This window comes from Denitrobaculum tricleocarpae (assembly GCF_007004665.1).
Classification (GTDB): Bacteria; Pseudomonadota; Alphaproteobacteria; order Kiloniellales; family Kiloniellaceae; genus Denitrobaculum; species Denitrobaculum tricleocarpae.
In genome coordinates this window covers 1-13,310 of the sequence record NZ_ML660067.1, presented here as the reverse complement: position 1 = coordinate 13,310, position 13,310 = coordinate 1, and the positions used below count along the sequence as shown (strand labels likewise).

Annotated in this window: 9 protein-coding genes and 1 pseudogene; 4 read left to right on the top strand and 6 right to left on the bottom strand. The window is 61.2% G+C overall.

What is annotated here, in order from left to right; all coding sequences use genetic code 11:
- Nucleotides 1–51: 51 nt before the first annotated feature.
- Nucleotides 52–2,325 (top strand): HEAT repeat domain-containing protein, encoded by a 2,274-nt coding sequence (locus FKG95_RS27540; protein WP_179954308.1) that lies wholly within the window; start codon nt 52–54, stop codon nt 2,323–2,325.
- 54 nt (nt 2,326–2,379) lie between these two features.
- Here the strand turns inward: FKG95_RS27540 and FKG95_RS27535 are convergent, their stop codons facing one another.
- Nucleotides 2,380–3,243: an MBL fold metallo-hydrolase gene (locus FKG95_RS27535; RefSeq protein ID WP_142899683.1), complete on the bottom strand. Its 864-nt coding sequence runs from the start codon at nt 3,241–3,243 to the stop codon at nt 2,380–2,382.
- A 429-nt stretch (nt 3,244–3,672) separates the two neighbouring features.
- Here FKG95_RS27535 and FKG95_RS27530 point away from each other — a divergent pair, with 429 nt between their 5' ends.
- Nucleotides 3,673–5,364: a molecular chaperone HscC gene (locus FKG95_RS27530; protein WP_142899682.1), complete on the top strand. Its 1,692-nt coding sequence runs from the start codon at nt 3,673–3,675 to the stop codon at nt 5,362–5,364.
- The gene (locus tag FKG95_RS27525; protein ID WP_142899681.1) at nt 5,361–6,554 is read left to right on the top strand and encodes an RDD family protein; all 1,194 of its coding nucleotides are present in this window, start codon (nt 5,361–5,363) and stop codon (nt 6,552–6,554) included. The genes FKG95_RS27530 and FKG95_RS27525 overlap by 4 nt, the downstream gene beginning before the upstream one ends.
- A 298-nt stretch (nt 6,555–6,852) precedes the next feature.
- Here FKG95_RS27525 and katG read toward each other — a convergent pair whose 3' ends face one another.
- Complete coding sequence (gene katG, locus FKG95_RS27520) at nt 6,853–9,021, bottom strand: catalase/peroxidase HPI (protein WP_142899680.1); 2,169 nt, start codon at nt 9,019–9,021, stop codon at nt 6,853–6,855.
- 175 nt (nt 9,022–9,196) lie between these two features.
- Between katG and FKG95_RS27515 the strand changes: the two genes are divergently transcribed.
- A complete protein-coding gene (locus FKG95_RS27515; RefSeq protein WP_142899679.1) occupies nt 9,197–10,117 on the top strand; it encodes a hydrogen peroxide-inducible genes activator in 921 nt (306 codons plus the stop codon).
- 12 nt (nt 10,118–10,129) lie between these two features.
- Here the strand turns inward: FKG95_RS27515 and FKG95_RS27510 are convergent, their stop codons facing one another.
- The 4 genes and pseudogenes from FKG95_RS27510 to FKG95_RS27495 all read right to left on the bottom strand — a co-directional run.
- The gene (locus FKG95_RS27510) at nt 10,130–10,588 is read right to left on the bottom strand and encodes a hypothetical protein (protein WP_142899678.1); all 459 of its coding nucleotides are present in this window, start codon (nt 10,586–10,588) and stop codon (nt 10,130–10,132) included.
- Nucleotides 10,589–10,739: 151 nt separating this feature from the next.
- Nucleotides 10,740–12,428 (bottom strand): FAD-dependent oxidoreductase, encoded by a 1,689-nt coding sequence (locus tag FKG95_RS27505; protein WP_142899677.1) that lies wholly within the window; start codon nt 12,426–12,428, stop codon nt 10,740–10,742.
- Nucleotides 12,429–12,614: 186 nt separating this feature from the next.
- Nucleotides 12,615–13,082, bottom strand: a complete 468-nt coding sequence (locus FKG95_RS27500) for a DM13 domain-containing protein (protein WP_142899676.1) — start codon at nt 13,080–13,082, stop codon at nt 12,615–12,617.
- A gap of 115 nt (nt 13,083–13,197) precedes the next feature.
- Nucleotides 13,198–13,310, bottom strand: a pseudogene (locus FKG95_RS27495) (IS5/IS1182 family transposase); the annotation flags it as partial.

Below are 13,310 nucleotides of genomic sequence, written 5' to 3'. Positions count from 1 at the left end.
AACCTGAACGAGCCGCCCTCTAGCAAGTATGATGAGGAGGAGTCCGCTGTGATGATCGCCGAAAACCTGCCACCGAAAGTTTCTTCCGCAGCTGTCGAGATCATTCTGCGCCGGTTGAAAGCGGAAGACGAGGTGGTGCGTTGCGCGGCCGCACGCGCACTTGCAGCGCTCGGCGATGCTGCCGCGGCTCCTCATCTGGTCGAGGCGCTCCTCGATGAGGACCCCGACGTGCGGACGGATGCGATGTATGCGCTGGTCCGCTGCGCCCGGCCCGAGGATGCCGACGCCTTGCGCAGGTCCCTGCTCGGCGACCCTGTGAAGGAAGTCAAAATCCTGGCGATTGAAGCCTTGGCCGCCGTGAAGGATGCCGCTTCCCTGCCGCTCCTGATGGCCTTGTCCAAAGACCGCTGCGACCACGATGTCGCCTGGGAAGACGAGGCCGGCATGTGGGACGACTGGCTCGACGTCCAGCTTGCCGCGATCGCCGCTCTGGGGGAGATGGCCGCGCAAGAGGCGGTCCAGGACATGCTGCTGGCCCGCGACGACGAGATGGGCCAGGAGCTCGATGATGTGGTTTTCGCGGCACTGGCCAAAATTCCCGAGAGCGGGATTACCACACTTCTCAGCCTGCTTCGCGACAGCAATCCGCGGGTTCGGGAGCAGGCGCTCATCGCCCTGAGCAAAGCCAACAGTGACGTCCTGATAACACAGGTCGAGCTCCTGGTTCAGGATTCCAGTCCTCAGGTGCGCCGCCTGGCGCTGAGTTGCCTGGACTCCGAGAGCTCCTGGGTCGGGCGCCTTCTGCGGGATGATCCGAGTGACCTCGTGCGCCAGGCCCTGGTGGAGACCTTCGCCGAGACGCGCCGTGATATCGCTTTGATGGCTCTCGAGGATCGCAGTGAGGGGGTTCGGTCTGCCGCGCTGGAGGTGGTGCTCTCCAGGCCGGAGTTTCAAATCTCCGAAGATTTGGCTGCCAATATGCAGGCCTGGATGATGATGTCGGGTCAGACGCTGGCGGCGACCTGCGCCAAGTTTCTTCCGCGCGCCTGTGGCACCGCGGCCCATGCGCCGCTGTGTGAAGTTGTTTGCGACCCGGAGCGGGCACTGGAGGTCCGTATTGCCGCCCTGCGTGCGCTCAAGGATCTGCCGCTGGATGCGGTCATCGCGGTACTGAAAACCTGCGTCAGCGATCCCACCAGACAGATCCGCGCCTCGGCGCTCAGCTCGCTGGCCACCCTCTCCAAAGCGGAGGACGATGCCGTTGCGCAGTCCGCGCGCGCGGCTCTGGTGGGCGCGATATCCGGGCAGTTTGCGACTGAAGAAGCAGCGAAACCTGTCCGGGCCGAGAGCGAAGAAAGCCCGGTCGAAGCCTCTAAGGTCGAGGACATTGCATCCCATCGGGTCACGATCTCGCAGGACGGCGATATTCTCTCCGAAGACGAAGTCCAGGCTCGGAAAGCGCGGGGTGAAGCGATCGAATGTGACCCGGCCCAGGAGAAGCCCGAAGACCGGGAAAGTGCAGGAGACCGGGAACGGGCGGAAGACGGCGAGAGTAACGTCATCGACGTGACCTTTCCCAAGTCGACCCTCGCGGCGATCCAGACAATCTCTACGGACGCCGGCGACCGGATCGTCAGTCCGCGTTCCGGTGATGCGCCGCAGGCTTCTTCGAAAAAGGGGGGCAAGGGTAAGCGCCGGGTGCCGGTCGACGGCCCGGACAGCTTCGCCATGGATTTGCGTCTGGTGGCCCTGCGCGTTTCTGCCGACTGCCACGGCGAAGATCTCGAGCAGGCCTTTTGCGACGCTGCCGAGGCGACCGATCTGACTCTTCGGATCGCAGCTTATGCGACTCTCGTGCAGCGCTCTGAAGTCCTGCCGCTCTCGGAGAGTCTGCTCCCGGCACTGATCAAGGGCCTGGGTGATGAAAACCCGCTGATCCGGGGCTATGCGGCTCAGGCGATTGGCAAATGCCTGCCGCACGGCGAAAAGGAACTGGAAGCCCTGCTCGACGATGCCGATGCCCTGGTGCGCGCCACCGCTTTACGCGCCATTGCCTCCTTGCCCGGGGAGCGTGTTCTTCTGGCTTTGCGCGATGACTCTTCTTTCGTGCGTCAGGCGGCCATGGAGCGGGTCCTGGCGGGCGGGTCCCCCAAAGAACTGACGCAGAGCATTGCGATCCTGTTGGAGGAAGGCTTCTCCAGTAATCTGGCAGAGGTCTGCCGCCAGAGTGCCGAGGCTCAGAAGTATCTGATCACGGCGCTTGCCGCTGAGGACCTGGCCCGGAAACCCACGCTCGCCGGTCTGGAAGCCATCGCTTCGGCTTGAACCGGATGAAGTTCTCTTTGTTGGAGGCCAGCTCTCGCGCTGGGAGGCTGTTTTTCAGCGCCCGGGCAGCACCAACACGGTTGGTTGCCGGGGCAGTGTGGTCAGCGAGATCTCGATGGTTGCGTCCTTCGCCATATCGAGCTCGAAATCCGAGAGCATGCCGGCCAGGAACAGCCGGAGCGAGCTGTCACTGAAGGAGTGCATGGGGATCACGAGACTGGCGCGGAGCTCCTTCAGCAGTTCGATCATTGTCGGCAGATCCAGGGTATAGCTGCCGTCGACCGGCGCGAAGACCACGTCCAGGCGCCCGATCATGGCCAGCTGCTCCGGCGTGGGTTTGTGATGCAGGTGACCCAGATGGCCGATGCAGAGATCGGCGACTTCAAAGATAAAGATCGAATTGCCGTCACGCTCGGCACCGCCGTCCCAGCGGCGGATATCGGTGGGCACATTCCGGATCAGAACGTCTTCCACCGTCAGGTTGTGTTTTGCCGGCCCGCCCTGCGGGTTCCAGCCGCGCAGCACGTGCCGGATCGCCGGATCGGGGAATGCGGTGTAGTGGGTCTCGTGGGCGTGGTTCATGGTGACCACCGTCGGCACCACTCCGGCCCCGGCAAAACCTGCATAATCGGTGGCGATGACCACGCCCTCCGGCGTTTCCAGGCGGAAGGTCGAGTGGGTGACGTAGGTGATCTGCACCGAAGGCGCCAGCTGAGCGGCGGAGAAAGCGGCGGGAATGAAGCCCGGCGCCGATGAAGGTGACGGCTGGAACTCGGGCACTTGTTCGACGTAGGCGAAACATTTGCTGGCCTGCGCTGTATTTGGGGTGAGCACAGCCGCGAGCGTGAAGGCGAGGCCGGCCAGCACTCCGACCGGTAATCCGACCAGAAATCCAACCGGTAATCCGAAACGAAACATGATCACGTCATTTCCCCTCGAAGCTCAAAGGTGGCCCGCTGCGGGCATGGTCTTTTCTTAATCTGTAATACCGGTCCCGGTTATCCACCTTAGGTTGGCAATAAATCTCCGATCGCGCCTGCGCGCCGCCGTGTCCGAGGCTGCCGCAAAGCCTAGCCGTTTTTCCGTGATCTCTTCAAGCGAGCGATGCCTAAGACGCGGCTTCAAAAGCGCATTCGACGGAAAAGCCGTTGAATTCATTTGTAAATCCGGCGCTCTGGGTTTTCAGTTTCCTCCGGGTTTTAAGGTGGAATATGCCCCCAGCCAGGCCCAAATCCATCGATTGACACCGCCTGCCATAATCATGAACATGCCCTTGGGCGTGGGGTTCAGGTCGAAGACTCCCTCGGTCGAGACCTCAAATTCTCTCTCAAAAGACGAACAGATAGTATGGCGATTATCGGCATTGATTTGGGCACGACGAACTCTGCCTGCGGCGTGTGGCAGGAGGGTGCGGCCAGGCTGATCGAGAACCGCCACGGCGATCTGCTGACGCCGTCAGTGGTCGGGCTGGATGGCGGGAAGAACATTATTGTCGGCAAAACCGCAAAACACCGGCTTATGACGCACCCCGACGCCACAGTCGCGGTCTTCAAGCGGCTGATGGGCACGAAACATGAAGTTGAGCTCGATGACCGGCGTTTCTCGGCAACGGAACTCAGTGCGTTTGTCCTGAAGTCCCTGAAGGAAGACGCCGAGACCTATCTGGGGGAGACCGTCGAGGAAGCGATTATCAGCGTTCCGGCCTATTTCAACGACAACCAGCGCCACGCCACCAAACAGGCCGGCGAGATCGCCGGACTGAAGGTGCGGCGGCTGATCAATGAACCGACCGCCGCGGCGCTGGCTTACGGACTGCATGAGCGCAAGGAAGGGATCTTTGCCGTCCTCGATATGGGCGGCGGCACCTTCGACGTTTCGGTGATCGAGTACTTCGAGGGTGTCATGGAAGTCCATGCCAGCGCAGGGGACAACTACCTGGGTGGCGAAGACTTCCTCGAGGCTCTGGTCGGCGACGTCCTGGCAAAAAATGACCTGGAGCGGGAGCAGCTTACCAAACAGGAGCTTCAACAGCTCTTCGAGGCGCTTGAGGAGGTCAAATGCAATATCAATGCGCCTTGGCCGAAGCGTCTGGCCTTGACTCTGGCAGGCGGTGAGATCGAATTCGAAGCCTCGGGTGAATGGTTTAAAACCTGTGTTACGCCGCTCCTTTTGCGCGTCCGCAATCCGATCGAGCAAGCATTACGGGATGCGCGCATTCCCCTTGCGGATATCGAGGAAGTGCTGCTGGTCGGTGGTGCGACGCGCATGGCGATCTTCCGGAATGCGGTCGGCAAGCTCTTCAGCCGGATCCCTTCCAGTCATCTGGACCCGGATCTCGCTATCGCGATGGGCGCGACGGTGCAGGCGGGTCTGAAGGCGAAGGACCAGTCTCTCGACGACGTCGTCCTGACCGACGTTTGCCCTTACACCCTCGGCACCGAAGTGGTCGATCCCGGCGGTTCGGGCCGTGCGGGTTATTTCCTGCCCATCATCGAGCGGAACTCAGTCGTCCCGGCCAGCCGGGTCGAGACTCTGCAGACCGTCGAAAACAATCAGAAACAGCTCCAGGTCAACGTCTATCAGGGCGAACACAGGCTGGTGGAAAAGAATGTCTTTCTGGGCGCGATCGATGTGAAGGTGCCACCCAACAAAGCGGGCGAGGAGACCTTCGATCTGCGTTTTAGCTATGACATGAACGGATTGCTGGAAGTCGACGTTAAGGTCAATTCCACCGGCACACTCATCAATCATGTCATCGAACAGTCGCCCGGCACCCTGAGCGCCGAAGAGCTGGAAAGGTCGAAAGAGAGACTGGCGGCGCTGAAGTTTCACCCGCGCGAACAGGAAGAGAATAGAGAGCTGCTGTCCCGGGGCGAGCATCTCTACAGCCTTTATCTCGGTAACGAACGGACCATGCTGGGTGAGCTCCTCGCGAACTTTGAACGCGTCCTGGACGCTCAGAACGCGACTGAAATCACGAAGGCTCGCCAGCAACTCAAGGAACTGCTTGATGCCATGGAAGCGGGGCCGTTGCAGTGACGGCGCCCTGGTCGGTTTTGGAGATTGCGCCCACGGACGACAAGCGCGAGGTCAAGCGCGCTTATGCCCGCAAGCTGAAGCAGACCCGGCCTGACGAGGATTCTGTCGCGTTTCAGCAGCTCCACGAGGCCTACAAGTTTGCGTGCTATCTGGTGGAAAACGATCTCGCAGTTCAGGATGACACTAAGGATGAAGCGCTTTCCAGCGCCGGTCCCGGGGTGTCCGAGGCGTCACACTCCGAGCCGGAGTCGGGCGATCGGGATCCGCAGAGCGAGAGCCTGCAGGACGAAACACCGGCCGAAAGCACAGCGCCGCCCGACTTTCAGTATCTTCTGGACCACATGGACGCGCTTCTTGCCTCGAAGAACGATCATTACTTCGTTGAGAACTGGAAAGCCTTCGAGCAGGACGAACATCTTCTGACCGAGGACTTCCGCACCTCCCTCGGCGATGCTGTGTTTGCGCGTGTGATTGCGCACTGGAAAGCCTGCGAAGAGCAACGGAACGAACCGGCAATGCTGCGGTCTGCTGTCCTGCATTACCTGGACAGCATCTTCGGGTGGAGCAACCGTTACTACGACCTGCTTTACGGTTATGATTACAGCGCGGAAGATCTTGAGTTTCTCAATGATTTGAAGGATTACGTGCCACAACAGGCATCGAAAAAATTCGGTGTGAAAGGGGGCGCCGCGCTCCACATTGAAGAAGAAAGGAAAACGGGGGCTGCCCTCTTCGATGGTGAGGCGGAGTCTTTGCCTTTCGTCAGGGGACTCGCGTTTTTGGCTGATGTGGTCCTGCTTGCCCTGATCGTATATCCGCTGGATCTTCTTTTCGGCCTCTCAGCGCAATATGACTGGCCCACCGTGATTTTTACGCTCTATGTGGTTCTGGCGCCTCCCTGCGAGGCTTCAATCTGGCGCGCCACACCGGGCAAAAGGCTCCTGGGTCTGCAAGCGCTCGACAAACACCGGCAACGCCTCTCTCTGACACACGCTTACCTCCGCGCCGCGGTGCTCTGGGCGATGGTGGGCGGCGTTACCTACATCGACAGCCTGATGCCGATCGATTCGCTAACCATACTCTTCGCTGTCGGAGTGTTCGGAGTGTATCTGCAGAAAAGCAAAGGCAGGTTCTTGAACGACGCCGCGTCCTTCTCACTCGTGTCCTTCGCCAGAAAGCCGGGCATCTAACCGACGTTGGCCGCTGGGGGGTGAGTCATACGGACCCCATCACAACCTCCGGACCAACAGCACGTTGAACTCTGATGCGGCCTTGAAGTCGCCGGGCGGCCAGGAGCCGTCGATCGCCCAGGCCGTGCCCGCGCCCTGGTCGTGGGCGCCTCAGAGCCAGTAGGTCCTGTTGGATGCTCGAACCAGGTCAAAAAAATCGCCCGCGCGCAATCCAGATGGATCGGCACGCGGGCGATCTTCAAGGCTTCTCTATGGAAGCGGATGGTCCGGGCGGTCGGTTCCGCCCGGACTACGATGATCAGGCCGCCAGATCGAACCTGTCGGCGTTCATGACCTTCGTCCATGCGGCGACGAAATCACGCACGAACTTCTCCTGGTTATCGTCCTGCGCGTAGACTTCCGCGTAGGACCGAAGGATCGAGTTCGAGCCGAAGACCAGATCCGCGCTGGTTGCGGTCCACTTGACTTCGCCCGACTTCCGGTCGCGGACTTCGTAAGTGCCGCCCTCGGCCGGGTGCCAGCTGTAGGCCATGTCGGTCAGATTGACGAAGAAGTCATTGCTGAGCGTGCCTTCCCGATCCGTGAAGACGCCGTGCTTGGAGCCCTCGTGGTTGGCCCCGAGCGTCCGCAGACCGCCGAGCAGAACCGTCATCTCCTGCGCCGTCAGGCCCATGAGCTGCGCGCGGTCCAGCAGCATCTCTTCGGCAGAGACCACATATTCGGTTTTCTGCCAGTTGCGGAAGCCGTCAGCCAACGGTTCGAGTGGCTCAAAGGACTCTGCGTCGGTCTGCGCATCGGTCGCGTCACCGCGGCCGGCCGCGAAGGGAACCTCGACGTTGACGCCCGCGCTCTTGACCGCCTGTTCCAGACCGACGTTGCCCGCCAGCACGATCACGTCCGCGACGGATGCGCCCGTTTCCGCGGCGATGGGCTCAAGAATGCCCAGGACCTTCGCAAGACGCTCCGGCTCATTGCCTTCCCAGTCCTTCTGAGGGGCCAGGCGGATCCGCGCGCCGTTGGCGCCGCCACGCTTGTCGGAACCCCGGAAGGTCCGGGCGCTGTCCCATGCCGTTGCAATGAGCTCGGCTGCGGAGAGGCCGCTTTCCGCGATCTTCGCCTTCACGGCGGCAACGTCGTAGTTGCTGTTGCCGGCCGGAATCGGATCCTGCCAGATCAGGTCTTCTGCCGGTACATCGGGGCCGATATAGCAGGCTTTCGGACCCATATCGCGATGGGTCAGCTTGAACCAGGCGCGGGCGAAGGTATCCTTGAAGTAGTCTGGATCGGCCATGAACTTCTGGCAGATCGCGTTGTAGGCCGGATCGACCTTCATGGCCATGTCGGCATCGGTCATGATCGGGTTATGGCGGATCGAGGGGTCGCTGGCATCGACCGGCTTGTCCTCTTCCTTGATGTCGATCGGCTCCCACTGCTGGGCGCCCGCCGGGGACTTTTTCAGTTCCCACTCATAACCGAACAGCAGGTCGAAATAGCCCATGTCGAACTTGGTCGGGTCCGAGGTCCAGGCACCTTCGATGCCGGAGGTGACGGCCTCGTTGGCTTTGCCTTTCTGGTTGGGGTTGCTCCAGCCCATGCCCTGTTCCTCGATGCCCGCGCCTTCCGGCTCGGCGCCCAACGCGTCGGCGTCACCGTTGCCGTGCGCCTTGCCGATGGTGTGGCCGCCGCAGGTCAGGGCCGCGGTTTCCTCGTCGTTCATGGCCATGCGGGCAAAGGTCTCACGCACATGCTGTGCGGTCCGTGCCGGGTCGGGCTGGCCGTTCACGCCTTCCGGGTTCACGTAGATCAGACCCATCTGGACCGCGGAAAGCGGGTTTTCCATGGTCGAGGCATTTGAGATGTCGCCGTAGCGCTCGTCACTCGGCGCCAGCCACTCCTTCTCCGAACCCCAGTAGATGTCGGTTTCGGGGGCCCAGATGTCCTCGCGGCCGAAGCCGAAGCCGAAGGTTTTGAAGCCCATCGACTCATACGCGATGTTGCCGGCCAGGATCATCAGGTCGGCCCAGGACAGCCTGTTGCCGTATTTCTTCTTGATCGGCCAGAGCAGGCGGCGGGCCTTGTCGAGGCTCGCGTTGTCGGGCCAGGAGTTGAGCGGCGCGAAGCGCTGGTTGCCGGTCGCGGCGCCGCCACGGCCATCCTGCAGCCGGTAGGTCCCGGCGGCGTGCCAGGCCATGCGCACCATCAGGCCGCCATAGTGGCCCCAGTCGGCCGGCCACCAGTCCTGGCTGTCGGTCATCAGCGCATGCATGTCCGCCTTGAGCGCGTCATAGTCGAGCTTCTTGACTTCGCTGCGATAGTTGAAGTCCGCGTCCATCGGATTGGTCCGCGCGCCGTGCTGGTGCAGGATCTCCAGATTCAGTGTGCTCGGCCACCACTTCGTGACCGGTTTGCTCATTGAGGTATTGCCGCCATGCATAACCGGGCATTTGCCTACGGTACTTCCGTCCATCGTTCTCTCCTTTATTGGCCTACGCCGAGATCCAAGAAATCAAGGGGTTGGTCGTTGAGCGCACTCACCTCTGATAGGTAAGGGATGCGTCTGCTCTTTAGTCTTAGAATAATTCTAATCACTATGGGACATTTAGAGAAGTTGAAAGAATTTACCGGTGTGATAAAAAATACTTATGATTGGATTGACCATGAAGCACCTGCGCTATTTCGATGCCCTCGCGCGTGCGGGGCATTTCGGCCGGGCGGCCGAAGCCTGCGCCATCACCCAGCCGGCACTTTCCATACAAATCAAGGAGTTGGAGACGATGCTCGGCGCGCCTCTGGTGGAACGCGCCGTGCGGAATATACATCTGACCCCGCTCGGGGAAGACTTTGCGCGGCGCGCCACTGAGATCCTCCGCGCCGTAGACGAACTTCAAGACCTGGCGCGCGCGGCCCAGGGGCCGCTGGCCGGACGTCTGCGTGTCGGCGTCATTCCCACGGTCGCCCCTTATCTGTTGCCCGAGATGATCAAGCTCATTATGAGCCGCTTTCCCGAACTCGACCTGCGCCTGCGCGAGGCGATGACCGAGGTTGTGATCGAGGACCTGCTGGAATCGCGCCTGGACATGGCGATCGTCGCCCTGCCGATCTCCGAACCCGCGTTGCGCGAGTTCGCGCTCTTCAGCGAGGATTTCGTTCTGGTGCGCCCGGAGGCGGATGCCGACAAACCTGTCCCCAGTCCCAAACAGCTCCTGGAGATGCGCCTTCTGCTGCTGGAGGAAGGGCATTGCTTCCGCGATCAGGCTCTGTCTTTCTGTGAGGCAAGCGGGTCGGAGCCCCAGAACCTCATGGAGGGCTCTTCGCTCTCGACGCTCGTGCAGATGGTCGGCGCGGGCCTGGGTGTGACCCTCATCCCGGAGATGGCCCTGCCGCTCGAAATCCGCTCCGCCGCGATCTCGGTTGCCCGCTTTCCCGACCCGCGTCCCTCGCGCAGCATCGGCATGGTCTGGCGCAAGACCAACCCCTTGCAGGATCAGCTGACCGAGATCGGCGGCGTCGTGCGCGCTGCCGGCAGTGCGCTCGGCACCCTGCCGGATCCCAAGGCTGAGTGATCTTCCACTGCTCTAGCTAAGGGCATAGGGCTGTGTGATCCTCTTGTTGAGGCAGACAACGACAAGGCCGCCGATGTTTCCTGACGCGGTCGGGAAGGGGCAGACCAGCTGGTATTCCTGCCCGTCCATCGCGATCAGTTTGTAGTTCGCCAGATAGAGGCGATGGCCGAGGTCGGTCAGTTCGCAGATCCCGTTGGAGAAGAGGAAGCTGCGCACGAGGGTCTCGCTGAGCATGTTGCTTTCCGGATCCGGCCAGTAGCCGCTCGCTTTGCCGTCATAGCTGATTGTAAAGCCGAAGGTGTTGTCCAACTCAAAGATCGCGGCTCCGGGGTTGGAGGGTGTGGGCCTCGAATCCCATTCTTCGAGCAAGGAGAGGATTTCGTCGTCGCAATGCGCTTGCGGGTCGATCTGTACCGCGCCTTGGAAGACGATCTCCGGTACGGAGTTATCGCTTTGGGTGAACTGGTTCATGTCCGCTCCCTCGCCTCTGTTGTCAGTTATTGTCTTGCTGTTCGCACGCGTTGCAGAGCATTCCACTGCACGACGTGAGGAGAGCGCCGACGGAATCAATGCAGCCTTTGATAGAATTCTGCCTTGGTTCCGCCGGGCCCCGAATCTTGCCTTAGCTCCGCTCCGCCATGAACTGGTGGATCGAGCTGATACAGACGGAGCCTTCGCCCACACCCGAAGCAACCCGCTTGACCGAGCTGGCACGTACGTCGCCGACAGCGAAGATGCCCTCGATCGAGGTGGCGAAGGGTGAGCGAGGCGCACCGGACCCGCTGGCCTGTCCCGTTTTAACGAAGCCGTGATCGTCAAGTTCGACACAGTCGCCAAGCCACTTCGTATTGGGGACGGCCCCGATCATCACAAAGACGTTGTGCACGTCGCGGGTCGAGGTTTCTCCGCTCTTGCGGTTCTTCCAGGTCACCTGGTTCAGGAGCCGCTCACCATGCAGCTCCGAGATTTCGCTATTGGTATGGAGCGTGATCTTCGAGGACTGTTCGATCCGCCGCACCAGGTAGTCCGACATGCTGGCGGCCAGGCCGTCCTGGCGCACCAGTACGTGCACATGGGCCGCGAAGCCGGACAGAAAGACCGCGGCCTGTCCCGCCGAATTGCCGCCGCCGACCACGATCACCTCCTCATCGCCGCAGAGCTGGCCTTCGATGGCCGTCGCCGCGTAGTGGATACCCTGACCTTCGTACTTCTCGTAGTTCTCCAGCGAGAGTTTCCGGTAGGTCGCGCCGCAGGCCAGGACCACCGCACGCGAACGCACCCGGGCGCCGCCTGCGATGGCGATCTCGAAGCTGTCGCCTTGCTTGCGAATCGCCTCGGCAGCACGCGCGATGGCGAATTGGGCGCCGAACTTCTGACCTTGAATCCAGGCCCGGCCCGCCAGCGCCTGACCGGAGATGCCGGTCGGGAAGCCGAGGTAGTTCTCGATCTTCGAGCTGGTGCCCGCCTGACCGCCGGGCGCTTCCTCTTCAATGACGATGGTGTCCAGGTTTTCCGAGGCAGCATACACCGCAGCGGAGAGGCCTGATGGCCCTGCGCCCACGACCGCAAGATCGAAAATGTGATCCTCATCGATATCTTCGGTGAGCCCGAGCTCGTCCGCCAGTTCCGCCGTCGAAGGGTTCTGAAGCACTTTGTCGCCGGGCACCACCACAGCCGGCAGGTTGTTCATATCCACGCGACAGCCCTCGATGACTTTCCGCCGCGCGGCATCGTCATCGTTCAGCACGCGGACCGGATAACCGTTGCGCACCAGGAAGCGCTGGATCCGCAGGCAGTTAAAGGTGTTGCCGTGGTCGACCAGCGTCACGCCCGCCTGATTGTGCAGCAGGAAGGCCGAGCGGCGCAGGATGAAGGCGCGCATGATGATCTCGCCGATATCCTGTTCCGTACTGGACATGCGGTTGAAGTCGGCGCGGGTGAGGCGAACGAGCTTGCTGTCTTCGCCGGTGCGGCCGCCGACCAGAATCTTGCGGTCGTTGAAGAGATCGAGCTCGCCGGTGAACTGGTGTTTCCGATGGACCGTGATGGTCTCGGTCCTGCCGTTGCCGAGCTCCTCGTAGATTTCAATGCTGCCCTCGAGCAGCAGGAAAAAGTCGGCGCCCCTGTCGCCGCGGGAAAAGAGGACGGTGCCTTTCTCGAGTTCTTCCGTCTTTCCGTAATCCGCGAGCCGCGCAATCTGGTCGTCGTTCAGGACCGGGAAGGTCTGCGCTTCCCTGGCGTAGGGATCGGAGGCGTTCAGGGGATCGACGGAGGTTTGGGCGGCTTCTTGCGCGGGGGAAGTCGTCGTCATGGGTGGGGTCACTCGTTTTCCGGTGGGCGATGGCCGTGCCAAAGTCAATATAGGTCCGGAAAAGGAATTATCACCTGGGTTGTTTTATGAAGCTTTCATTGCAGCCGAAAGATCGGAACTGCAATGGGTGCACCAACACTTCAGGCGTGAGCTGCCGGCATGCATACCCGTACGCAAAGCGCAGGCTTACTGATACTTCGCCGCGGTGATGAACTCGTTAAAGGCCTCGCACCAGACAAGCACGGTGGAGTAAGCGCTGACGTCCACGCCCGCCGGAACCTCGAGCAAAAAGCCGTCGAAGGTTTTCACGTCACCGATGACCTGCGCTTCGCTCTTCACCCGCAGAAACTCTTCTTCGTTCTCGACGAAGTCTTTCACCAGGTAGAGTTTGTAGTCGGGGCCGGGTGCGAGGTTTCCCTGATGCACAACGTTCTGCGCGGAAATGCTCACGCTGCCTTCCCCCCAGTGCAGAAAGTCGCTGCCCTTGAGCTCACGGCTGAAGCTCGTCTCGAAGAGGGCGCCTTCCGCCGTGCTGGCCAGCATGGCATCGTCCAGGCTTTCAGGCGCGGTCAGGACCGGCAGAAAATAAACCCCGAGCGCAAAACCGATCGCGAGCACGGCAAGATGGGTGGCCGACAGAATAATCCAGCGCATAGCTAACTCTCAATTCCGCGAAAGGGGCAGTGGCAGACGCTAACACTCGAACCTTTGGACCGCAACTCCCGCTCAACCTAGTCCTTTGAGTGATTCAAAGGACTAGGGTCGGGACTCAATTGATCCACCAAGTGATGGAAGCGGCGAGGCATATGGCCGCGAGGAAGGTGTCGGCACGCTTGTCGTAGCGGGTCGCTATCCTCCTGAAATCCTTGAGCCTGCAGAACA